17 protein-coding genes and 7 pseudogenes are annotated in these 22,824 nt (G+C 35.3%); 14 read left to right on the forward strand and 10 right to left on the reverse strand.

All coding sequences use genetic code 11. The features are described from left to right. Nucleotides 1-302: 302 nt before the first annotated feature. The 5 genes and pseudogenes from ABWU67_RS00925 to ABWU67_RS00945 all read right to left on the reverse strand — a co-directional run. Nucleotides 303-614, reverse strand: coding sequence for a transposase (locus tag ABWU67_RS00925; RefSeq protein WP_022626381.1), 312 nt, complete (start codon nt 612-614; stop codon nt 303-305). Nucleotides 615-805: 191 nt separating this feature from the next. Further along, nucleotides 806-1,153, reverse strand: a complete 348-nt coding sequence (locus tag ABWU67_RS00930) for an IS630 transposase-related protein (RefSeq protein WP_022626382.1) — start codon at nt 1,151-1,153, stop codon at nt 806-808. A gap of 177 nt (nt 1,154-1,330) precedes the next feature. Then, a complete protein-coding gene (locus ABWU67_RS00935; RefSeq protein WP_353282052.1) occupies nt 1,331-2,677 on the reverse strand; it encodes a hypothetical protein in 1,347 nt (448 codons plus the stop codon). A 15-nt stretch (nt 2,678-2,692) separates the two neighbouring features. Continuing rightward, a pseudogene (locus tag ABWU67_RS00940) lies at nt 2,693-3,551 on the reverse strand (IS630 family transposase). 46 nt (nt 3,552-3,597) lie between these two features. After that, nucleotides 3,598-3,791, reverse strand: a pseudogene (locus ABWU67_RS00945) (IS4 family transposase); the annotation flags it as partial. Between the two features lie 216 nt (nt 3,792-4,007). Here ABWU67_RS00945 and ABWU67_RS00950 point away from each other — a divergent pair. Both ABWU67_RS00950 and ABWU67_RS00955 read left to right on the forward strand, forming a co-directional pair. Beyond that, nucleotides 4,008-4,913 carry an IS110 family transposase gene (locus tag ABWU67_RS00950; protein ID WP_353282002.1) on the forward strand — a complete coding sequence of 302 codons (906 nt, stop codon included), beginning with the start codon at nt 4,008-4,010 and terminating at the stop codon, nt 4,911-4,913. Nucleotides 4,914-4,973: 60 nt separating this feature from the next. Further along, a pseudogene (locus ABWU67_RS00955) lies at nt 4,974-5,832 on the forward strand (IS630 family transposase). A 268-nt stretch (nt 5,833-6,100) separates the two neighbouring features. On the opposite strand, the pseudogene ABWU67_RS00960 reads toward ABWU67_RS00955, so the two are convergent. Next, nucleotides 6,101-7,083, reverse strand: a pseudogene (locus tag ABWU67_RS00960) (IS4 family transposase); the annotation flags it as partial. A gap of 122 nt (nt 7,084-7,205) precedes the next feature. Here ABWU67_RS00960 and ABWU67_RS00965 point away from each other — a divergent pair. The 6 genes from ABWU67_RS00965 (at nt 7,206) to ABWU67_RS00990 (ending at nt 11,570) form a co-directional block, all read left to right on the forward strand. After that, nucleotides 7,206-7,343: a hypothetical protein gene (locus ABWU67_RS00965; protein ID WP_353282053.1), complete on the forward strand. Its 138-nt coding sequence runs from the start codon at nt 7,206-7,208 to the stop codon at nt 7,341-7,343. Continuing rightward, on the forward strand, nt 7,328-8,284 hold the full coding sequence (locus ABWU67_RS00970; protein ID WP_341813885.1) for an IS5 family transposase: 957 nt from the start codon (nt 7,328-7,330) through the stop codon (nt 8,282-8,284). The genes ABWU67_RS00965 and ABWU67_RS00970 overlap by 16 nt, the downstream gene beginning before the upstream one ends. Nucleotides 8,285-8,369: 85 nt before the next feature. Beyond that, entirely contained in the window at nt 8,370-8,630 is a 261-nt protein-coding gene (locus tag ABWU67_RS00975; protein WP_012673289.1) for a hypothetical protein, read from the forward strand. Nucleotides 8,631-8,642: 12 nt separating this feature from the next. After that, nucleotides 8,643-8,915, forward strand: coding sequence for a 30S ribosomal protein S15 (rpsO, locus tag ABWU67_RS00980; RefSeq protein ID WP_006279944.1), 273 nt, complete (start codon nt 8,643-8,645; stop codon nt 8,913-8,915). Between the two features lie 14 nt (nt 8,916-8,929). Beyond that, nucleotides 8,930-11,203, forward strand: a complete 2,274-nt coding sequence (gene pnp / locus ABWU67_RS00985; protein ID WP_353282054.1) for a polyribonucleotide nucleotidyltransferase — start codon at nt 8,930-8,932, stop codon at nt 11,201-11,203. A 205-nt stretch (nt 11,204-11,408) separates the two neighbouring features. Beyond that, nucleotides 11,409-11,570 (forward strand): hypothetical protein, encoded by a 162-nt coding sequence (locus ABWU67_RS00990; RefSeq protein ID WP_264329870.1) that lies wholly within the window; start codon nt 11,409-11,411, stop codon nt 11,568-11,570. On the opposite strand, the gene ABWU67_RS00995 is transcribed toward ABWU67_RS00990, so the two are convergent. Then, nucleotides 11,550-12,382, reverse strand: a protein-coding gene (locus ABWU67_RS00995; RefSeq protein ID WP_353282041.1) for an IS5-like element ISWpi1 family transposase whose coding sequence is annotated in 2 segments (ribosomal slippage) — nt 11,550-12,013 and nt 12,013-12,382 — 834 coding nt in all. Because the reading frame shifts where the segments join, the coding sequence is not laid out codon by codon here. The two genes, ABWU67_RS00990 and ABWU67_RS00995, sit on opposite strands and share 21 nt — an antisense overlap. A 57-nt stretch (nt 12,383-12,439) precedes the next feature. Here ABWU67_RS00995 and ABWU67_RS01000 point away from each other — a divergent pair. From ABWU67_RS01000 to ABWU67_RS01015, 4 genes and pseudogenes are all read left to right on the forward strand, one after another. Next, nucleotides 12,440-12,766, forward strand: a pseudogene (locus ABWU67_RS01000) (transposase); the annotation flags it as partial. 126 nt (nt 12,767-12,892) lie between these two features. Next, nucleotides 12,893-15,145, forward strand: a complete 2,253-nt coding sequence (locus ABWU67_RS01005; RefSeq protein ID WP_353282055.1) for a DnaJ domain-containing protein — start codon at nt 12,893-12,895, stop codon at nt 15,143-15,145. Between the two features lie 570 nt (nt 15,146-15,715). Next, nucleotides 15,716-16,510 carry a transposase family protein gene (locus tag ABWU67_RS01010; protein WP_410541769.1) on the forward strand — a complete coding sequence of 265 codons (795 nt, stop codon included), beginning with the start codon at nt 15,716-15,718 and terminating at the stop codon, nt 16,508-16,510. A 597-nt stretch (nt 16,511-17,107) separates the two neighbouring features. Beyond that, nucleotides 17,108-19,105 carry a hypothetical protein gene (locus tag ABWU67_RS01015; RefSeq protein ID WP_353282056.1) on the forward strand — a complete coding sequence of 666 codons (1,998 nt, stop codon included), beginning with the start codon at nt 17,108-17,110 and terminating at the stop codon, nt 19,103-19,105. Nucleotides 19,106-19,514: 409 nt separating this feature from the next. Here ABWU67_RS01015 and ABWU67_RS01020 read toward each other — a convergent pair whose 3' ends face one another. Next, nucleotides 19,515-19,682: a hypothetical protein gene (locus ABWU67_RS01020; protein WP_353282057.1), complete on the reverse strand. Its 168-nt coding sequence runs from the start codon at nt 19,680-19,682 to the stop codon at nt 19,515-19,517. 23 nt (nt 19,683-19,705) lie between these two features. On the opposite strand from ABWU67_RS01020, the gene ABWU67_RS01025 reads away from it, so the two are divergent. After that, the gene (locus ABWU67_RS01025; protein ID WP_353282058.1) at nt 19,706-20,161 is read left to right on the forward strand and encodes an Hsp20/alpha crystallin family protein; all 456 of its coding nucleotides are present in this window, start codon (nt 19,706-19,708) and stop codon (nt 20,159-20,161) included. 250 nt (nt 20,162-20,411) lie between these two features. Here ABWU67_RS01025 and ABWU67_RS01030 read toward each other — a convergent pair. After that, nucleotides 20,412-21,270: pseudogene (locus ABWU67_RS01030) on the reverse strand (IS630 family transposase). 130 nt (nt 21,271-21,400) lie between these two features. Between ABWU67_RS01030 and ABWU67_RS07215 the strand changes: the two are divergent. Next, nucleotides 21,401-21,487 (forward strand): annotated as a pseudogene (locus tag ABWU67_RS07215) (transposase); the annotation flags it as partial. 34 nt (nt 21,488-21,521) lie between these two features. Here the strand turns inward: ABWU67_RS07215 and ABWU67_RS01035 are convergent. Then, nucleotides 21,522-22,769, reverse strand: a complete 1,248-nt coding sequence (locus ABWU67_RS01035; protein WP_353282059.1) for an IscS subfamily cysteine desulfurase — start codon at nt 22,767-22,769, stop codon at nt 21,522-21,524. Nucleotides 22,770-22,824 lie beyond the last annotated feature (55 nt).

Below are 22,824 nucleotides of genomic sequence, written 5' to 3' on the forward strand. Positions count from 1 at the left end.
GTGGCAAAATAAGGTAGACGAGAAAAGACAACTATAGGAACAAATGGGTGTCATGCCAGTGCGTGACACTGGCCTCTTGTTTCAATGTTAAACAAAATACCATAGAATTCAAAAAGACAATTCCTAGAAAATTTCTACATCCAAAAAAGGCACAAGTTATGTTAATGCTGTTTGAATGAGATGATATAAAGATAAGCCAAATTTTTACAAAGAAAACATTTCAAGCAGCAAGACACCTTTGATTGAAAGAGAGCACCAAATTTATGGGGTGAGTAACTGCGCTATTTCAACTATAGTATTTTCTAAAACGAATGATAAACGTCTAAAATGGTATTACCAACTAAAAGGTGTAAGTCTGTACATTGATGCATTAGAGGTCTGAGGCAACTTTTGATGGTGTGCCAACAATGCTCTATCGGATTTAGATCAGGTGAATATGTTGGAAGATAAAGCAAATGACAGCCAAAAGACTCTATTAATGACTTTGTTTTGGGAGTTTTATGGAATGTAGCATTATCCATAACTATGGTTGTATCACGCTGTAATTGTGGAAGTAATCTTCGCTCTAACCATACATTAAATATATCTTTATTACACCCTCCTGTGAAGGTCATTGGTGCAATAAACTTCTCATCCACCTATTATACTCACTCTTTCCCGCTTTTTTCCTGGAACATCAGCATATATTTTTTCTCCTCTTGGAGCTCGTGCATATTCTCGGTATAGTCTATTATCAACTCCTGCTTCATCTATATATAAAATGCTACAGTGGTCTATTTTTGAGACTTTATCGATAAATTGCTGCCTATCTTCTTGATTGCGCTCTTGATAGAATGTGACTTTTTTTAAAGGTTATTTTTAGCTGTCTTAATCTATACCAAATTGCACTTATCCCAAAGCCAAGGTTTTGTTTCATTTCTGCTAGTGTGTGATCTGGGTGTTTTTTGACATATTCTTTGAGTATTTCTGGATCTATTTTTCGAATAAAACCAGTACTTTTTACCGCTTTGAGACCTTGGCCAGTAGCTTTCTTTTTTAGCCATCTATATAGTGTTGCTATCCCTATCTCAAAAACCTCTGCAACTTCAACCTTTGACTTTCCTTTTTCTACCAAAGACACTGCTTTTTCCCTTAAATCTACACTATATACCATCGCTTTCCCTACTTTAAAAAAACATATTATACCTTTATCATTCGCTTTTGAAAATACTATAGTTAGCGGAATGACGGTTTTTCAAATTGTCGGTAAATCTAAGTCAGTTTAGCTATAATTTCCTAAATTTGCTCACAATCTCTTGACTTGACACATATGTTTTTTTCCCAAATGTTACTATCTTCCTCCTTTTCCTTTCTCAATTTGTGCAACCATTTCCTTTACATTTGCATGCGTGAGAAGGGAATTTTTGCTGACATGAGATTTTGGATCAGATTTTGCTGTTACGTGTTTCGTTGCAGATCTTTTATTCTCTGTTAGAAATGAATGAGATTGTTTTTTCTTCACACCGATATCCGCTTGTGCTGCTGGAGTGGTTTTGCTTTCAGCAAGCTGTACATTAGCATTTCCTTTTGCTTGATTTTGCTCAAATTTTTCTTTTAATGCCTTTACTTTACTGCCCATCTCGCGATTAGCTCCTCCTTTCATAGTAGCTGCTGCTACTTTTGGTATCGCCTTACCAGCAGCTTTTTGTGCTGATTTCCTATTGTCTTGATTTTCAGATTTTAGTGGTACTCTTTCAGCTGATTTTTTAAGAATTACTCCTACTACTTTTGGCTCTGTGCTTACTTTTTGATTAGCACGGCTTAGATTTTTAGGCTTTGGCGGTACTGCAGGTTTATCTTTGATTACCACTTTCGATTCTTGTCTAACTTCTTGACCAGTAGTAAACATTTTTTTTGGCACTTGCGGTGGTTTTGGTGGTACGAGGGATTGAGGTTGTTGTTTCTGCTTACGTTCTCTTTTTGCTTCTATATGTTCTTTAGGAACTGTTGCATAAATTGGCTCTTCTTTGGGCGATTTTGAACTCTGCGAATTTTCTATTAAAATTTTACTCTTCTTCTCTTGATAATTTGATATCTCTTTGTATACAGACTCTTCATTTAATGAACTTCCATAGCCTGAATCTTCTCTCTGCTCATATAAAGGATTTTCCTTTTGCTTTTTCTCTTGATAATTTGATATGTCTTCATATTCAGACCCCTGATCTAATGAACTTTCATAGCCTGAATCCTCAGAAGGATTTTCCTTAGCATCAGGCATACTAAAACTATTAGCTCCTTTTAGTAAAGAAGATGTAGACTTTGCCTTGCTTTCTCCATCTGAGGATATTTCTGATTTAAAGCGTACCTTCCTCGAATCTGGAGCAGCCGGAGGTGCTGTTGTTGGTCGCTTTATTTGCCTCATGCGATTACCACCTAATTTTTCTTTCGGCTGTTCTTCTTTTCGCAGCTCAAAAGTACCTTCCTTTTGCTTTCTACCTTCCAAACTCACTTCGTGTGATCTATCTTTTCCTTGACTCTTTTCACTTTGTTCTAAATTTAAAGAATCTTTTAAAATATTATTTTTTCTGAAATCTTTTTCTAATTGTTCCAAGAGATCAATTTTTTTTAAAATTCTTGTATACTTAGCTGCTGTTTCTAAAGTGAAACTTGACAACTCATCATTTATAGCATTTCTCATAATAGTCCGAATAGGTCATAGGAAGGCAGAATCAACAGCACGACGAAAGGATTCGAATAGAGGAATGTTTTTCCTGGCTCTGTTTTTTATAGCAAACCAATGATGCTCAATTTTGTTAAAATCTGGAGAATAAGGCGGCAGATACAAAATTTCTGCACCGACTCCTTTAGCGAGCTTGATAAGCTTATCAGACTTATGAAAAGTAGCATTATCAAGAATGACAGTTTGTCCAGGTTCTAAGATCGGTGCCAAAAATTGCTCAAACCATCCATTAAAAATATCCATATTACAGTGGCCTTCAAATGTTAATGGAGCAACTATCTTTCTTCTACTTAAGGCTGCAACCATGCTGATTCGTTGAGTTTTTTTTCCAGATTTTAGGGCATAAAATCGCTGTCCTTTCTGGCAATACCCATATGGATAGTCCTCCGTGTTATCAATCCCAGACTCATCTATATACACTAAGTTTTCTGGTTCTTTTGTTGCTATAATTTTTAAGAATTCAGCACGTTTTTCTTCGTTCCTTTCCTTGTATCCATATGTCTTTTTTTGCGCGTAAATCCAATTTTTCTGAGAGCTCGGTGGATCGTTTCGATACTAACGTTGCCCCAAAGTTTAGCCATTTCCGACAGAGTTTTTCTACCGTGTTTTTTAGCAAATTCGATAAACTTATTCCAGTCGATAATTTTCTGATTGTAACCTCCATTACCGAGTTTTTTGACTGAAAGTCGCCTGTTTCTTTTTTTCTTTGCTTCCACTCCCACAAAGTAGTTCGTCCAATTTTAAATCTTGCTGCCACTGCTTCTCTGCTTTCCCCTTCGTCTAGTGCTTCCATTGCTTTTTTTCTTAAATCATAACTATATGCTGCCGGCATCCAACCTCCTTATCGCCATCTATCCTTAATCTTATCATATCCGGACTTCTGTGGAAAGAGCTATACATGGTAATGTTGGGTTAGCTCTTGCAATTGATGTAATAAAGAAGATCCTCCAAGCAATAATACTCATAACTGTTAGATATCTCATTAGTCTTTCTGCTATTCCAAGCCTACATTCTTCAACTTTGAGACCGGATTTAAAATTTTATGTAATATCTCTATTTTCCATCTAAGGCAATTGTAAGTTAAAAACGTGATATAAAAGAGATAAGAGAGAAAGATAACCCTGCTCACTAGGAATAGCGGGCGTGCGCGACCGAAAGGAAATTGGTATTACAACCGTTGGTATCAAGGTACGCTAGCCCTATCTCTCGATACGTTTGAATAGTTGCTTGGGACATATATATGCACCCGTTTACAATCTTAAATTAACTAAAACTATCGAGGTTTATTATGGTTACATCTTATCAAAATTTTATTGGCATTGACATCGGAAAATTTAAAAATGTCGTTGCAATTCACAAACAGAAGAATGCTGTCGAATTTGATAATAATGCTTCTGGTTGGCAACAATTATTTCAAGAGTTTTCAGATATTCTACCTAATGCTTTAGTGACTTTAGAAAATACAGGGAAATATGAGCTTGGCTTATCACATTTTCTTACCGACAAAAATATTGCCGTGCATCGAGCTAATACTCGTAAAGTAAAAAGCTTTATTTTATCTCACGGAACTTTAGCAAAGTCTGATAGATCAGATGCAAGAGCTCTTGCTCAATATGGATTTGAACGCCATAGAACTATCTCTCTATTTGTACCTACCTCTACAGAACAATCAACTTTGGCTGCACTTTGTCAACGTCGTGATGATATTACGCAAATGAGAACTCAAGAAAAATGCAGACTTGAAGCACCGGAAAATGATCATATAAAAGAAAGCTGTCAAAAGACCATTGAGTTTTTCGATAGTCAAATAAACGAACTCAATGATACTATACAAAAGATTATTGATGAAAGCCGCGAATTACAACAACACCAAAAAATTCTTAAAACAGTTCCTGGAATAGGTAAAAAGTTATCACAAGATTTTTTGTGTTTAATGCCAGAGCTTGGTTACTTAAATAGAAAAGAAGTAGCAAGTCTTGCCGGAGTTGCACCGCATCCAAAAGAAAGTGGTAAAGCTGTTGGTTACCGAAGGATTACAGGTGGTAGAAGTAACGTTCGTTCAAAGCTCTTTACAGCCGCTATGGCTGCTACAAGGTCAAAATCTATACTTGGCGCCTTTTATTCTAAGCTTGTTGAAAGTGGTAAGAAGAAGATGGTGGCTATAACAGCCCTAATGCGTAAAATTATAGTATAGCTCTTTCCACAGAAGTCCGGATATGATAAGATTAAGGATAGATGGCGATAAGGAGGTTGGATGCCGGCAGCATATAGTTATGATTTAAGAAAAAAAGCAATGGAAGCACTAGACGAAGGGGAAAGCAGAGAAGCAGTGGCAGCAAGATTTAAAATTGGACGAACTACTTTGTGGGAGTGGAAGCAAAGAAAAAAAGAAACAGGCGACTTTCAGTCAAAAAACTCGGTAATGGAGGTTACAATCAGAAAATTATCGACTGGAATAAGTTTATCGAATTTGCTAAAAAACACGGTAGAAAAACTCTGTCGGAAATGGCTAAACTTTGGGGCAACGTTAGTATCGAAACGATCCACCGAGCTCTCAGAAAAATTGGATTTACGCGCAAAAAAAGACATATGGATACAAGGAAAGGAACGAAGAAAAACGTGCTGAATTCTTAAAAATTATAGCAACAAAAGAACCAGAAAACTTAGTGTATATAGATGAGTCTGGGATTGATAACACGGAGGACTATCCATATGGGTATTGCCAGAAAGGACAGCGATTTTATGCCCTAAAATCTGGAAAAAAAACTCAACGAATCAGCATGGTTGCAGCCTTAAGTAGAAGAAAGATAGTTGCTCCATTAACATTTGAAGGCCACTGTAATATGGATATTTTTAATGGATGGTTTGAGCAATTTTTGGCACCGATCTTAGAACCTGGACAAACTGTCATTCTTGATAATGCTACTTTTCATAAGTCTGATAAGCTTATCAAGCTCGCTAAAGGAGTCGGTGCAGAAATTTTGTATCTGCCGCCTTATTCTCCAGATTTTAACAAAATTGAGCATCATTGGTTTGCTATAAAAAACAGAGCCAGGAAAAACATTCCTCTATTCGAATCCTTTCGTCGTGCTGTTGATTCTGCCTTCCTATGACCTATTCGGACTATTATGAGAAATGCTATAATTGCTAATACAAGACTTAAAGAAGCAATTAATTTGCATACTTAAAAATCTTCACAACGGTAACTGAAATTGGCTAATGAATATGTGCGTCCACACAGACTTAAAGCACATATTCATTAGCTTAAGCAGAAATTGCTGTGGTAGCTGTTTGATATAAAATTCTATTTCTATGACAAACGGGTTTTTATTGCCCATATAATTTGCAAAATTACACAAATAAAAAAATTTTTAAAAAACATAGTTGATACCAACTAATTTTTTCAACAGCTTCATCGAAAGTATTAACTGAAAGATTCGTTAATAGCATCCATTCTAGCGGTTTTTTTTAAGGGAAGGGGAGTTTTCTCAACAACATAAACTGCATAAAGTGGTAATTTAGGTAGTTCTTCCGTCTTATGCCTAATATTATTCTTAGATGGATTCATCATAAACTTTCCAAATCTAACTTCCAAACGTGCTGTTCTTTTTGGCTTATTATCTTTTACAGGAACTTCAACTTCTACCGTACCTGCACAATGAGAGGATTTAATAAATGCCCATAACTTCTGCTCACCTTTTTCAGGATATCGAGATTTTCTATTTACTGCTCTATCTCTGCATGCTCTAACTAGCACTGCCGAATTAAGATTATGTGCAAGCTCAAAAAAGTCATATATATCTGCTTCTCTATCGCATACAGTTATAGTCTCAGTTTGAGTTGGATCAATAATATTATTTGTTTTTCTTAAAGTTTCCAACCACTTTACGCTTTCTTTATCTTCAATGCGATCGCTCTTTTTTTTAAGGTTCTCAGTTTCTTCAGGTCTTGAATAAACTTTTTGATCTAGTATCCCTAGTACCAAACCTTCTATACTAACGGCAAGAGCTGTATGCATTATAATACCTTTTGCAGTATCATAACTGGACAAATTTGCTAATCCGCTTGTTTTTTTATGGTTATTATATACAATGTAACTGGTATCTTGAATGACAAGAACCCTCTTGTGAGCTTTTGTTCTCTCAACCGTCTTATTAATATGTGTAGCTAAAATATCACTTTCTTTTACATTCTCATTTTGAAAAAAACGTTATGCTGTTTTTGCTTCTGACCAACTTTCACATGCTTGATTAATCTAACTTTCAGGTAATTTTGTCAAACATATCAGCAATCTTTACTAATCGCTCAGTTAACCTTTTATCTCCAAATTCATTTTTAGCCCATTCACTACTTTTACTTGCCATTTTACACCCTCAATATTTGCAAACTTTAATATTGTAATATTTTACTTTTTAGTCCATTTATATTTGTGGGTAATAGTAAGGAATGACACCGTCTTGGATGGAAACCAGTGTCAGCTACTTTCATGACACCATCACAAGGTGAAACTGGATCCCAGTGGGCTTTGTTGCATCGCTCAAGTAAAAAGAACTGGCAGTTACTGACAAAATTCATTATAAATAGCCATTTAACTGTTGAAGAAAAAATATGCCACAAAAAATGAGAGTCAGTAACTGCCATGAATATAACAAATTTCTCCAAGAAAGAGGAAGCATTTTTTGTTATATCAATGACGCCATAGAAAATTGGTACGAGAATTGTCCAAAAATGCAGGGCGGCAACTATATTTATAGTGATAAAGTTGTGATTTTGGTGCATATAATCGTCAGTTTCTTTAGAATTGGTTTAAGACAAACAGTCGGGTTTATAAAAGGGTATTTGCAACAAATAGGAAGAGATTTGGCAGTTATCAGCTATTCACAAGCATCAAGAAGGTTTAAGAAACTTAATATTAAGATAAATGATTGCAGAATTGATAAAAATAATATGGAAGATATCGAAATTGCTATAGACAGTACAGGAATTAGTATATACAACAACACTCCTGGTCACAGCAAGGAAAATAGCACTGACAGAAAATATCGTGGCTATGAGCAAACGAGAAAATTGCACGTAATGTTGAATATAAACAACAAAAAAGCCATAGCTGTAAAATACAGTAACGGTGTCTACTCTGATCACTATGGAGCTTGTGATTTGCTAAAAGAAGTCGATTTTCAGTATGTCATAAAAGTACTATATGCAGATAGGGCATATGACAGAGAAAAGCTCTATAAGCTGTGTAATCAATATGGTATAAAAACGAAAATTCCTCCGAAAAACAACGCAGCAGAGCATCCAAAGTTAGACTATATGGCTGAGAGAAATTCTGCAGTCAAGCTCATAAAGTCATATGATGAAGATGGTATAAAGAAGTGGAAAAAAGAGATGAGTTATGGAAAAAGATCTTATATAGAAAGTTTTTTCTCGCAACTGAAACAAACATTCGGGTTTAGTTTTAGGAATAAATCTGAGACAAATAGAGAGAAGGAACTACTTGTTAAATGCTATTTGCTCAATAAGTTCACTGATATTGGTATGGCTAAATTTGAGATAGCTTCATAAATTTATTGTGCGTTACCTACTATCCGAAGAGCGATGCAACAAAGCCATCCCAGTGTCAGCTACTTGGATGACAGAGGGGGGTGGGATGACAGAAGATGATGGAGTGACAGGGAGTAATACAAAAAGTTTCGTCATCCCCATTGAATCGGCTTTAAAATCGATGTTCAAAGTTGAAATTTCCCTAGAAGATGCGGGGAAAATCAGAAAAGGTCAGGAAGTTGTATTAAATAACTTGCGTAATTTAAAGAATCATGATATTTGTTGTACGGTGGTGGGTAGTGTACCTATTGCAATCTGCAGTTTTATTTATGGTTGTGTGAAACCTATTCGTGTTTTTAATATTTAAAATGAGGTTTAGATGTCGATAACATCCGAAAAGAAAAAGAGTTTGATAAATATATATGCAATTAAAGAAGATGATACAGGCTCATCTTTTGTACAATGTGCAATTTTGACCGAGAGGATCAGTAACTTAACTGAGCATTTTAAAGTGCACAAGCATGACCATCACTCTAAGCGTGGTTTACTTATATTGATAGGTAGAAGACGCAAGCACTTAAATTATATAAAGCGTAAATTTGGTAATGAAGCCTATCAGGAATTAATAGAGAAGTTAGGCATTAGAAAATAATCGAGGAATTTAATATGTTTAAAATTATAAAAAAATCTATAGAGTGGGGTGGTCGTGCCTTATCTTTAGAAACAGGAAAAATAGCACGCCAAGCTCATGGTTCAGTAGTTGTAAATTACGGTGATACTTCTGTTTTAGTAACTGTTGTACGTAAAAAGAAGGAAGAAAGCGTTGATTTCCTACCTTTAAATGTGCAGTTTATCGCAAAAAGCTATGCCATGGGTAAGATCCCTGGCGGGTTTTTTAAAAGAGAAGGCAAGCCATCTGATAGAGAAACTTTAATCTCAAGAGTAATAGATAGAAGTATAAGACCACTATTCCCAGAAGGATTTCATGATGAAATTAGTGTGGTGTGCAATCTATTAACTTATGATACAGTCAATCCTCCTGAAGTGCCAGCATTGATTGGTGCTGTTGCAGCTCTTGCAATTTCTGGTGTTCCCTTTCACTTTACTATAGCTGGAGTGATGGTTGGTTGTGATGAAAATAATAACTATATACTCAACCCTTCTGTTCAAGAGATGAAAGCAAGCAGCTTGGATCTGTTTTTGTCTGGTGATGAAAATTCAATTTTAATGGTTGAATCAGAAGTGAAAGAGCTCTCTGAAGAAAATGTTTTTAATGCAATAAAATTTGGCCATGAACACCTTAAGCCTGTCATTAAGCTCATAAAAGAGTTTGCTGATACAATTGGCAATAAACCTGAGAGCTTTGCCCCTATTGATGCATCAGATATAACACAAGAGCTCGAAAAATACGGTAAAGATTTTGAAAAAGCATATTCGCAAACAGTAAAACAAGAGCGAGTTCAAGCTCTAGAAGCGATCAGAGAGAATATATTGAATACTCTTAAAGAAACTGGAAAAGACGAAAAGTTAATTACGTATGCAGTAAAAAACTTTGAAAGATCTTTAGTACGTGAAATAATTAGGAAGAAAAGTGTAAGGATAGACGGTCGTAAGCATGATGAGATACGTCAGATAGAAGTTGAAGTTGATATTCTGTCCAAAACTCACGGTTCTGCACTATTTACAAGAGGCAATACTCAGGCACTGGTTGTTACTGCTCTTGGCACCACTCAAGATGAGCAAATTGTGGATGATATTGAAGGGGATAGACGTGAGCATTTCATGTTGCATTATAACTTTCCCTCATTTGCTGTTGGAGAAACTTCTGCTGCGCGTGCACCAGGAAGAAGAGAAATCGGTCATGGCAAACTTGCTTGGAAAGCAATTCATCCTGTTTTACCCGATAAGTCTGAATTTCCTTATACAATAAGAGTAGTGTCCGAAATTTTGGAGTCTGATGGTTCTTCTTCTATGGCAACAGTTTGTGGGACTTCTCTTGCTTTAATGGATACGGGTGTGCCAATAAAGGCCCCTGTTGCTGGAATTGCTATGGGTCTCATCAAAGATAAAGACGAGTATGTAATACTTTCCGATATACTTGGTGATGAAGATTATCTTGGTGATATGGACTTTAAAGTAGCAGGAACTAGTGAAGGGGTTACGGCGCTACAAATGGACATGAAAATTTCTGGTATAAGCTTTGAAATTGTTGAAAAATCTTTAGAACAGGCAAAAGCTGGAAGATTACATATTTTAGAAAAAATGAATGCAGTGATTTCAGAACACAGTGATGATATCAAAGACCATGCACCAAGGATGTTATCATTTTACATAGATAAAGACAAAATTTCTGCTGCTATAGGTTCTAAGGGGAAAAATATACGCAGTGTGTGTGAAAGAAGTAATGCAAAAATTGAAATAGGAGATGATGGTAAAGTTTCTGTTTTTGCTACGAGTGGCACTGAAGCTGAAATTGCAAAGAGTATGATGATTGATTCAATAACAGAACTAGAACAAGGTTCTATAGTTGATGTCAAGGTTGTAAGAATAGAGAAGTCTATTGTAGAGCTTGAATTTCTTAATGGCAGAAAAGGAAAAATGCACATAAGTGAAGTAGCTAATGAACATATAGATTCTATAGAGAGCGTACTTAAACAAGATGATACTTTCAAAGCACTAGTAATTGACTTCGAAAAAGGTGGGTGTCCAAAGTTGTCAAGACGTCGGGTTGATCAAGAGACGGGAGAGTTTTTTGAAGGTGAGCTTTACAACGAGGAAAGGAAAGATGGTCCAAATGACAGGGATAATTATTACAATAATTCATTTAGTAGAAAACCTGGAGGAAGTCACCATAAGAGGCCTCCTCGTCCTCGTTCTGGTTTCAGCAACAGAAATAGGCCGAAATTTGGTAATAATGATTCATCATCAGGTTTTTATTAAGAGTAAACTTCTTGCGTTACCTCTCGTCATTCCAGTGCTTAACACTGGAATGACACCCTTTCTGGTGAAGGTTGTTCTCAAATCACAATGTTAGTACAATTGTGGTGTTAGCTATAGCTAACCCAAGGTATCCGTTCAGCGGAGTGGTAGAATAAGGTAGACAAAGTGATCTAAAAAGATAATCATAGAGCAAAAGTGAGGTAATGTGGTAAACCTTTTAGAACTTTGCAAAAATTTACAGCAAAAAATAGAAAAACTGAAAGCAGAGATAGAAAACTTAAAAGCAGAAAATAAAGCTTTAAAGATAGAGAACGCTGAATTAGAGGTTGTCCGGAAACTAGTAAATTCAAGCATATTCCCTCTTTAACATAACCCTACTCATAGCTAGGTATATGAAATTCTCAGTGGATGTTGTGAGTAAATCATACTCCTTCGATAGCCTTCTATTCCTATTAACCCAAGCAAAAGTCCTTTCTACAACCCATCTTCTTGGCTGTACTTTAAACCCTTGTTCTCTTGTTGGTAGTAGCTCAGGTGGAGTATCTTTGTGCACCCAAAATCTACATGGAGGCCTTTTAACAATTTCAATATCTATGTCATATTCTTCCTTTATGTGATTCTTTAAATTTCTTCCTTGGTATCCCATGTCAGCCCACATTTTTTTAACTTTAGTATATTTTGTTCTCATATTGTTTAATGCTATTTTAATACCATCTCTATCATTTTCGTTAGCAGCGCCTACGTAACAACCTAGTATAAAACCCTGAGTGTCTGTAATTATATGCCTTTTTCTACCCTTTACTTTTTTACTTCCATCATAGCCTTTGATCCCCCCTTTTCTGTAGTCTTTACAGATTGACTATCTACTATACAGGCACTCGGCTGCTCATTCATTCCTATTTTTCTTCTACTATATTTTGTAATTTCATAATTCATTTTCTCAAAAATTCCCTGCTTCTTCCATTGCCTGAACTGCTCATACACAGTCTTCCATAGCGGAAAATCATTTGGTAAATACCGCCATTGACACCCTGTACGCAATACATAGAAAATTGCTTCTAATATTTCTTTTTTGCTATACTTTGGCGGCCTTCCTCCTTTCTTGTATGATACTCTGAAGTGTTTTTCTATTCTTGCCCATTCCCTTTCGCTTAGATCTGTTGGATACTTTTTTCTCATCTTTACCCCGTACTAAAATTTCAGATATTATAGCCTTTTACTTGTTTCCGGACAACCTCTAAAGTTAAAAAAATGTGGGCTGAAATGGGATACCAAGGAAGAAATTTAAAGAATCACATAAAGGAAGAATATGACATAGATATTGAAATTGTTAAAAGGCCTCCATGTAGATTTTGGGTGCACAAAGATACGCCACCTGAGCTACTACCAACAAGAGAACAAGGGTTTAAAGTACAGCCAAGAAGATGGGTTGTAGAAAGGACTTTTGCTTGGGTTAATAGGAATAGAAGGCTATCGAAGGAGTATGATTTACTCACAACATCCACTGAGAATTTCATATACCTAGCTATGAGTAGGGTTATGTTAAAGAGGGAATATGCTTGAATTTACTAGTTTCCGGACAACCTCTTAAGTTAGCTTAAATGATTTGTACAGAATTTGCTGCACAAATAGTGTAATTTCATATAAAATAGTATATAATTATTTATTAAGAGATTGAGGTTATCAAAAATGAATAAACAAGAAGCTTTGAAAATATTAGGCTTTAGTGAAGCTGCTAATCTTAGTAGAGAGCAAGTAAAATCAAAGTACAAAAAATTGGCATTGAAGTTTCACCCAGATAAAAATGAAGAAATGGTGAGAAATGAATATACAGAAAAATTTAAGCAGATAAGTGTTGCACATGAATACCTTACTTCGCTAATGTTGGAAACAAATTCACAAGTGAAATATGAAACCACCTTAAATGCAACAAGACAATTATTTAATGCTATTGACAATGCAAATTTAGAAGAGTTTCAACAAGCTTTAAATAATGGAGCAGATGTTAATCAATTTAATAATCAGGGTTATACACCATTGATGCGTGTTATTGATCGTCATAGCAATAATCATGAGAATGTACTTTTGGAAATGGCTAAATTACTTGTTCGGCACGAAGATATTGATATTAATATTCAAAGTGAAGTACTTTCAACTCAGGAGAAAGAAAACGATTATAAATGTCGTGCAGGTTCTTCAGGCAGATTACCTCTTTTTTATTATAAAGAAGAAATGGTAGCGCTTCCGTTTCGTCGTGGTATTGTTGTTCAGTATAAAAAGGCTAACTCACTTTATCATTATAAAAGCGGAACGGCTTTCTACCTCGCTTATTATTCCTCAATGCCTGGTAATATTCTATCTATTTTATTTACGCATCCAAAACTTGAAGCAAGGGTACATAAAAGTGATAGAAGTATAACAATACATAATGATATGAGGCACTACTATGAAGGTATAGAAAAAGGAGAAAGTTTATTAAATGCTATTTCTAGTAAGAATAAAGAAGAAGCTCAAAGGATCTTAAAGCTAGAAAATATTAATGTTAATTGTTTTGATGAAAATGGAAATGACGCTTTACATCTTGCTGTCACAAGGTCGCTGATATCATTGATACCTTTCCTTCTCAAACATAAACGCAAAAATTATTATATAGATGTTTTCACAAAAAACAATGCAGGGAAAACTTGGTGGAATTTAGTTGATAGCCTAGACATAAAAAAAGAAGTTGAGCAGGTTTTAAGAAATTGTTTATTTGATGCCGTTTATGATGATGATTACGACATAGTTGCAAGTATATTAGAGACCTCTAATATACAATTAAGAAACGGAATAAGTGTACTGGATTGTGCTGAGCATTTTTGTCGTAGTTCTATTTGTGAGTACTTAAAAGAAAAAAGCGTAAAAAGTACAGAGCTTGGTGATGATGGCAAGAAAATTCTAGATTTAGAATGCGAGTTACATACCGCAAAGAAAGAGCTTACAGAACAAGTTACAAAATTAAATAAAGAAATTATAAAGTTAAAAAAAGTTTTTGGTCAGCAAATTTTCCAATTGACAACTCATGTAAGAGAAGAAATTCCAAAATTAAAAGAGCTTTATGGCAGAATACAAAGGTGTACTTTAGATATAGAAAAGCGGCTCAAAAATAGGCAGCAGGATATTTATGATCATACTACTAGAGTGAGATATTGTGTTGGTCTAGCTATAGTAGGAAATGTGACCATGCTAGTTGCATATGGAGCTTTTGTGATGGGAAATTACGAGTATTCTAAAAATTTGTTATTAATATCTATTATATGCAGCTTAAGTAGCATTGCATGGGTTACCTATCTTGAAATTACCACTAATGAAACAATTGATGATTATACTAATCTTTTTAAAATTGCACTTTCAGAAAGTAATATATCCCTCAATAACAAGTTGACTTACACAGCTTTGGTAGATGCAGAGGAAGAGATTAGTGATAGGAGTATATACATCTCAAGCTTAGAGAAGAAACTACAAGATGTAACAACAGAGATCAGAGTAATTCAATTGGTCTTAAAATGTGAAAGCTTTCATCAGCATATACAAAGCAATATTTCAAAAATTAGGCGTAAACTTACGTATCCATTAGGTCAAAACGGCTTTAACAAAATGAGAATTGCTGCTCTCCCTGGTATTGCAGGTTCTATATTACCATTTTTAATCTATTTTCTTTGCTTTCATGAAACGGCCAATACCATTTTATTGAGTGTCCATGAAATGTTACTCTGCTTTGCTGTATGCGTTATACCTTTCTGTATCGGTTTTGCTATTATTGGCATATATGATTTGATAATTAATAGATCTATCAATCAAGAGAAGTTTAATATTGAACTTCCAAAAAGTTGTATAGAGTTAGAAAGTCTATTAGCACTTACAGAAGGAAGTTTAAAGCTTGAAGGGAAAAATTCTGTTTAGTATTAAACACTACTAGGTATGTTTGGTAAAATAGAGTAAAAACTCAGCTCCTCAAGTAGCTTAGAGAATTTGAATTATAGAGAAATGTTAGATAAATAAAACTATTAGACAAAGAATCATATAATTATGCAAGAAATCAATAATTTTCGCATGTTCACTTTAATTTTTCCTACTAAGTAATACCAAGTTACCTATACAAAAATAGATTGGGTAATATTTCAAGTCTACCAAGCAACATCAGACCTACTGCGAAACGGTATGCAACTAATTTAAGCGCAAATTAGGCTAGCAGCAAGAATTAATTAAAACCCATGCCTGATGTGACCTTACCCAGAAAAAGTGGAGAGAAAGTTAGGGATATTTTTTATAAAAAGAATATCCTTAGAAAAGAATCTTATTCTATTTAGAATATAAAGTTACGATAAATTTTCCTGCCATCTCCAAATAAATTACATTAACTCAATATTGTATATTAAACCTGCTGCAAAAGAGAGGGAATGGTTATAAAATAGGGTATAGCAAGAGAATAGAGAGGGAAGATGAGCTTAAATTACCATAATCTAAAAGAACATCCGAGGAGATGTAACAGGTTTGAAAATAGAAGAATTCGAAAAGGTTGTAGAAAAAGTGCGCCCAGAGTGGGAAAAAGTTCAAGAACAGAAGAAATGCCATGGAAGAACGTCAAGATTACCTGTATTGGAAGATAAAATACTCTGTATAATTCTATATTATCGAACTTACATAACCCACAGATTCTTGAGCTACCTATTCAACTTGCATAACTCAAATATCTGCCGATTACTCAAAAAAATGGAACCTCTTTTGGCTAAAAAAATCTCAATAAAAAAAGACAGAACTATGACTCCAGAAAGAATTTTGAAGATATTAGCAGATGTTACAGAACAACCAATACAACGGCCAAAAGATAGGAAGAAAAGAAAATTGTCTTACTCCGGAAAGAAAAGATTAAACACAATGAAAACAGAAATCATTATAAGAGACGATGGACAAATTCTATCAGTTTCAAAGTCTCACAGAGGTCGAATTCATGATTTTAAGATACGAAAACAGGAAAAAATGTTGCCAAAAGAGAATATAAAGTATGCTGATTCTGGTTATCAAGGGTGGCAAAAATTGCAGAGTAACGTTGTAATTCCATATAAAAAGTATCGAAAAAAATCGCTGACCGATGATCAAAAAGAGCACAATCGAAAGCTGGCATCATTTAGAATGAGAGTAGAGCATAAAATTCGTGAAATTAAGGTTTTTAAAATCATGTCGCATACCTATCACAATTTTCAGAAGAAATACAACATGAGATTTAACATAATTGCTGGTCTGGTCAACCTCAAACATGAGTTTTAATTGATCCTCCTGTTGACCTAACTCATCCTTCAATTAGTTCCATACCGTTTCGCAGTAGGTCTATTGTTAATAATCTAAATAGACATGCCCATTTCCAGCAGCAAAAACCAGTTATCGTGAGAACATTTTTCTTTGGAATGCGTTGGTCTACCAAATGTTCCGTGCGAACTTTTCTTTATAATAATTCTACTATACCGCAAAACGAGCTATATTGGCTCACTTTCGCTAAATTTACATACGAATTTACTTGCCTAACTTTGTTGCAGGAATTTTAAGTTTTTATTTTCACAATGCCGCTTTTGTTTCAATTATTCTCGCAAAGATGGGATCTTTTTTACAATTTTGACAAGGTAAACAATTTTATCTTTTCTAACGCTGCAGGTCTGAGTATTTTCCACTAATTTTGATTTAAAGTATTAACGGAGTTAATCATTGTTATAATTCTAACAATTATGTTGTCTTCTAGAAGAATATTGCTACAATTGGCCAAAGCTTTGGTTTTGTCTTTAATTAGATTGATTTTGTTTGTTGGTTACTAGCTTTTGTGTTAAGTTTTTTCCGAAAGGTTAGTTCGTATAGTGTTGAGGTAAAGTTGTTATGTCATTAGAAAATAGCAGTAATGAAATATTTAGAGGAAGTATCTACACTGTTTTAGGATTTAAAAATAGAAAATGTTTTGAAGATACAGTAAGCAAGCCTTTGAGGAAGGAAGTCTGGAACAAATTCGTTAATTGTTTTAAAAACGAAATGGCTAATTCGCCAAACCTGTCGATTGTAACAAACATTGTTTCTTCGATTGCGCAGAAAGACCCCAATAGTAATTTTTATAAAGTTAGCGATATAATATCTTATAAACCACAAGATGCTAGCAAGAGAGAAAAAGCAATTCGCGAATCTACTGATATCTTGCAAAGTATGAACCTAGAAATAGTCTTTAACGAACTTGCAGAGATAAAAAAAGAAGCTGAAAGTATTTTAAATAGCCCTCTCAATTTACCGGGTGGAGGTGGTTTGCCTAATAAAGGGCTTTTCGAGCAAACCCGTCAATATATAGATGGACTAGAGAAATTGTTTAAAGCACGGAAAGAAGAGGTAGTTAGAAGTATTGTGTCAGGTCGTGCTGATTTACTCGGTAAAAAATATTGTGAATCACCAGCCAAAAGAGAAGATGCTATGTTGATACTATTGGATGATGAATTGAGGAAATTTTATGATATAACAGTAAAAGAAAAAGGTCTAGACTCAATGGTATCTTACAAAGAATGTAAACGATTATATGAAGAAACGAAACATGAAAGAAGTCAATCTAACGTTACAATTGCAGCACTCGAACCAGTAGAAATAAGCGTGAACAAAGTAGTAGTACAACCCCTTGCGAATGAAAGTAGCAAAGAGTGTGAGAAGAATAGAACTCGAAGAACAGAAACTGGTGCTGGTCATAGACAAGAGCAAGGTTCTCATATACAGGAAATCTTAGGTGAAAAAATAGCAAAACCTGAAGGCAGAAAAACTGTTGCGAAAGAAGAAAAAAGTGGTATGTTAGATAGAACTGTGAGTTTAGTACAGAACTTTATAAGCCATGATTTAAGGGATGGTAAAATGGATACAGATGTAAAACAGCAAACCGGAAGCTTGCATGAAAAAACTCATCAGTCGCCTCAAAGCACGGAAGGTCGGTTAGACGTTGTACAAGCTCAATTAGAGCAAGAGAAACCAGAACTGCAAGGTAAACTCAACGAGCGCAAAGAAGAGCTGGATAAGATGGTTGTAGGGGTAGAGGAGCTTAACAAAACAAACACCGGACTAGAAGAAAAGATTAATAATCTCACTGATCAGGTAGATAACTTGAATAGAGAAAAAAGTTCACTTGACAGTCAACTTGAAGAGAAAAAGAAAGAGCTGGATAACGTAAATGAAAAGTTAGCACAAGAACAATTGAAGGCCTCTCAATTGGGTGATCAAGTAACTAAGCTTACTAGAGAAGTTGATGAAACAAAATCTCGACTCAAAAACGATGAGATAGAATTAAAACAAGCAAAACAGGATGCTAGTATGCTAGAAGATAAAGTATCTCAATCGGATAGACAAAATAGTCAATTGCAAGGAAAGCTGGATAATACACAGCAAAGCTTGGACGAAAAAATTGGTGAGTTATCTCGAATTAACGAAGAAAACATCAAACTACAGAGTGAGCTCAAGCTTAAAAAACATGAAAATAATGACTTAAAGACAAAGCTGCAAGAATCCACAACCAAAAGTAAAGGACAAGAGGGGCGAGTTGAAGATCTACAGAAACAACTTCAAAGTAAAAATGAAGAACTGAACGGTAAAAACAAAGAGCTCTCATCAATAAGCGCTCAGAGCAGAAAGCACATAGCCTATGCTTCTGTCTCTTTTGTATTGTCTGGAGCATTTGCTGTTAGTGCAAGTTTAACAATGTCTTATTTAGAAATATGTATTTCACTCGCTGTAGCTGCATTGGTTTCTCTTGTAGCAGGGTGTTACTGTTCTTGTAAGGCGAGTACGGCACTGAGTAATGTTGAAGAAATCGAAAATTGTATTAGTCATACAGCTTCACGAACTCAGGTAACCTAGGTTGGGAAGGGTTAAGTCTTGTGTTAGTAGAGAGGTTCTTCTAGAGAATTGATATCTGTGTTTTTTAGGAATGCTCTCTTACGTTCGACCGGAAAGGCTGTTCTACCCTTTCTAGCTTCGTGCTCGATTCTAGGGTACTATACAACGCAAAACTTGTGTATGCCAATCCAATAATCATTATAACTGCTCCCATAGTATGCATTTTCATAATATGTGATACAACACCACTTAGCAGTAGCACCATCCCAATGACACTAGTCAAAATCTCTCTCTGTTGCATTGTTTCTATTCCCTTTTTAATCTAGAATTAGCGTTACAATTAATCTAGTTTATAGCATTACCTATGGTAATCCAAGTAAGATTTTTTCTCATAATCAAGTCATAGTAAATTGGAACAACTTTTTACATCTCACAAAAGCTCTGACTTTATAGCCTTTCTTATAATAGTCCGAATGCGATAAGATATGTGTTTATGGCTATAGCAGGCCAGTAGCATATTATGGTCTGTTCGGATTATTGTAAAAAGAGCTATAGATTTAGGATTGAAATTAGTAAGTAGAATGATTACGTAATGCATGTATTAGTGAAAGGAGGTACAACATGAACAATATAGTTCATTCAAATAAAAACAATAACCGTGATAACTTTAGTGTAAGAGGGTTACAAAGAGCCGTTGATGACATATTTGATAGCTTCTTTACAGGATGGAATCTAGAGCTTTCCAGAAGAAGCAACAGTCTATTACCAGCTTGTGACTTTTATGAAACAAAGGAAAGCTATTGCCTCTCATTAGAGTTGCCAGGTATTTCCAAAGAAAGCATAGATATTAGTATATCTGGCGATAGCTTAATAGTGAAGGGTGAAAAGACATGTGATAACGAGTCAAAAGATAAGCAGTTTTATCATCGAGGAAGGTACTATGGCTCTTTCTATAGGTCTATTCAGCTTCCAGTAAATGTAGAGCGAGATAAGGTATCTGCTAATTTTTCAGATGGAGTATTACATGTAACCATACCTAAGTCAGAGAAACACATCAAGAAGATTGATGTAAAGTAACCAGTAAGTGGTAGCAGGCTTCTAGTTTGAGGCTTGCTATTTTGAATCATTATAGATAGAATATAATAAAGTTCTATTGTCTTTGCACATTTGTTGTACAGATGGTGTAAGGCCTTTGTTGCGTTTAGATGTTGTTAATAATCTATTAATAGTTCTTATGTTATAATCAAGTTTAGGGGCTTTAATAAGTACGGACTATGACAGAAGCAAATCCAATAGTTATAGCATTTCTCATAATAGTCCGAATAGGTCATAGGAAGGCAGAATCAACAGCACGACGAAAGGATTCGAATAGAGGAATGTTTTTCCTGGCTCTGTTTTTTATAGCAAACCAATGATGCTCAATTTTGTTAAAATCTGGAGAATAAGGCGGCAGATACAAAATTTCTGCACCGACTCCTTTAGCGAGCTTGATAAGCTTATCAGACTTATGAAAAGTAGCATTATCAAGAATGACAGTTTGTCCAGGTTCTAAGATCGGTGCCAAAAATTGCTCAAACCATCCATTAAAAATATCCATATTACAGTGGCCTTCAAATGTTAATGGAGCAACTATCTTTCTTCTACTTAAGGCTGCAACCATGCTGATTCGTTGAGTTTTTTTTCCAGATTTTAGGGCATAAAATCGCTGTCCTTTCTGGCAATACCCATATGGATAGTCCTCCGTGTTATCAATCCCAGACTCATCTATATACACTAAGTTTTCTGGTTCTTTTGTTGCTATAATTTTTAAGAATTCAGCACGTTTTTCTTCGTTCCTTTCCTTGTATCCATATGTCTTTTTTTGCGCGTAAATCCAATTTTTCTGAGAGCTCGGTGGATCGTTTCGATACTAACGTTGCCCCAAAGTTTAGCCATTTCCGACAGAGTTTTTCTACCGTGTTTTTTAGCAAATTCGATAAACTTATTCCAGTCGATAATTTTCTGATTGTAACCTCCATTACCGAGTTTTTTGACTGAAAGTCGCCTGTTTCTTTTTTTCTTTGCTTCCACTCCCACAAAGTAGTTCGTCCAATTTTAAATCTTGCTGCCACTGCTTCTCTGCTTTCCCCTTCGTCTAGTGCTTCCATTGCTTTTTTTCTTAAATCATAACTATATGCTGCCGGCATCCAACCTCCTTATCGCCATCTATCCTTAATCTTATCATATCCGGACTTCTGTGGAAAGAGCTATATCAGTGGACACAGTCTCCAGAATTATTTATACTAAATCCACACCATCACACTCTGGGACCATACATCTAATGTTGATGTCAACACTATTGTCAAGTTTACTGGCCTTTCTATTAGTGAGATTGAAGAATTAAGTGTGAACGGTACAGAGTAATTTCAAAGTGCATTTGCAGTTGGAACGGATACATTTAATGAGAGTCCCATTTCACGGTGTTCAAATCTACTCCTTCTTGTACCATCTCCCAAAGTGGGCTCATTTCTCTCAGTCGGCCAACATTTTTAGCAACAAGATCTGCTGCATACAAAACTTCTTCTTTAGTTGTAAATCGGCCTAGGCCAAATCTAATTGATGAATGCTCAAGGTCATGGCCATTATTTAGCGACCGTACGACATAGGAAGGCTCAAGAGACGCAGACGTGCACGCAGAACCAGAACTTACTGCTAAATCCTTGATTGCCATGATGAGAGACTCACCCTCAACATAAGGAAAGCTCAAGTTTAGGTTGCCAGGAATTCTATTTTCATAATCACCATTTAAAACGATATCAGGAAACGCTTCTTTTATCTTGTTATACAAAATATCCCTTAATTCTTCCACTCTAGTTGTTTCTTTTCTCATTTCTTCTCTAGCAATACGTGCCGCTTCACCAAAACCAACTGCAAGAGGTGTTGGAACTGTTCCAGAACGCATGCCTCTTTCCTGTCCACCACCACTAATTAGTGGTATCAGCCTAACACGAGGATTCTTTCTACGTACATATAATGCGCCTATTCCCATAGGTCCATAAATTTTGTGGCTAGAGAGACTCATAAGATCAATGCACATCTCATTAACATCAATTGGAACTTTTCCAAAGCTTTGAGCTGCATCTGTGTGGAAAAATATATTATGCTTTCTACATATTACACCAATTTCTTTGACAGGCTGAATTACTCCGATTTCATTATTTACCATCATCACTGAAACCAGGATTGTTTGATCAGTAATTGCTTCCTCAAGCTTTGATAAATCTATAATTCCGTTTTGCTTAACAGGCAAATATGTAACTTTAAAGCCTTCATTTTCCAGATGCCGACAAGAATCCAGAACACACTTATGCTCCGTGCAGACAGTGATTATATGATTTCCTTTATTTTTATAAAAGTGAGCAACGCCCTTGATTGCTGTATTATTTGACTCAGTTGCACCTGAGGTAAAGATAATTTCTTTGCTATCTGCGTTCACCAGATCAGCGATGTGTTTCCTTGCTTTTTCCACTGCTTCTTCAGCAGTCCAACCAAATGAATGGCTGCGAGAGTGTGCATTGCTGAACTCACCAAAGTAAGGTATCATCACCTCTAAAACACGGGGATCTACTTTAGTAGTAGATTGATAATCAAGAAATATTGGTAATTTTATTTTAGCATCGTGTATTTTTTTACTTTCAACATTCATAAAGCTACCACGGAGACAAAATTTACAATTATTTTATAGCATTAAAACTTAATTT

It is taken from the genome of Wolbachia endosymbiont (group A) of Aleiodes leptofemur (assembly GCF_964028465.1).
GTDB classification, from domain to species: domain Bacteria; phylum Pseudomonadota; class Alphaproteobacteria; order Rickettsiales; family Anaplasmataceae; genus Wolbachia; species Wolbachia pipientis.

Bases quoted from the DNA above. Each gene is read 5' to 3' on its own strand.
- ABWU67_RS00965 (WP_353282053.1), top strand. From the start codon at position 7,206: ATGACACCATCACAAGGTGAAACTGGATCCCAGTGGGCTTTGTTGCAT.
- pnp (WP_353282054.1), top strand. From the start codon at position 8,930: ATGTTTAAAATTATAAAAAAATCTATAGAGTGGGGTGGTCGTGCCTTA.
- ABWU67_RS01015 (WP_353282056.1), top strand. From the start codon at position 17,108: ATGTCATTAGAAAATAGCAGTAATGAAATATTTAGAGGAAGTATCTAC.
- ABWU67_RS00950 (WP_353282002.1), top strand. From the start codon at position 4,008: ATGGTTACATCTTATCAAAATTTTATTGGCATTGACATCGGAAAATTT.
- ABWU67_RS01020 (WP_353282057.1), bottom strand. From the start codon at position 19,682: ATGCATTACGTAATCATTCTACTTACTAATTTCAATCCTAAATCTATA.
- ABWU67_RS01005 (WP_353282055.1), top strand. From the start codon at position 12,893: ATGAATAAACAAGAAGCTTTGAAAATATTAGGCTTTAGTGAAGCTGCT.
- ABWU67_RS00930 (WP_022626382.1), bottom strand. From the start codon at position 1,153: ATGGTATATAGTGTAGATTTAAGGGAAAAAGCAGTGTCTTTGGTAGAA.
- ABWU67_RS00925 (WP_022626381.1), bottom strand. From the start codon at position 614: ATGACCTTCACAGGAGGGTGTAATAAAGATATATTTAATGTATGGTTA.
- ABWU67_RS00970 (WP_341813885.1), top strand. From the start codon at position 7,328: ATGCCACAAAAAATGAGAGTCAGTAACTGCCATGAATATAACAAATTT.
- rpsO (WP_006279944.1), top strand. From the start codon at position 8,643: ATGTCGATAACATCCGAAAAGAAAAAGAGTTTGATAAATATATATGCA.
- ABWU67_RS01035 (WP_353282059.1), bottom strand. From the start codon at position 22,769: ATGAATGTTGAAAGTAAAAAAATACACGATGCTAAAATAAAATTACCA.
- ABWU67_RS01025 (WP_353282058.1), top strand. From the start codon at position 19,706: ATGAACAATATAGTTCATTCAAATAAAAACAATAACCGTGATAACTTT.
- ABWU67_RS00935 (WP_353282052.1), bottom strand. From the start codon at position 2,677: ATGAGAAATGCTATAAATGATGAGTTGTCAAGTTTCACTTTAGAAACA.
- ABWU67_RS00975 (WP_012673289.1), top strand. From the start codon at position 8,370: ATGACAGAAGATGATGGAGTGACAGGGAGTAATACAAAAAGTTTCGTC.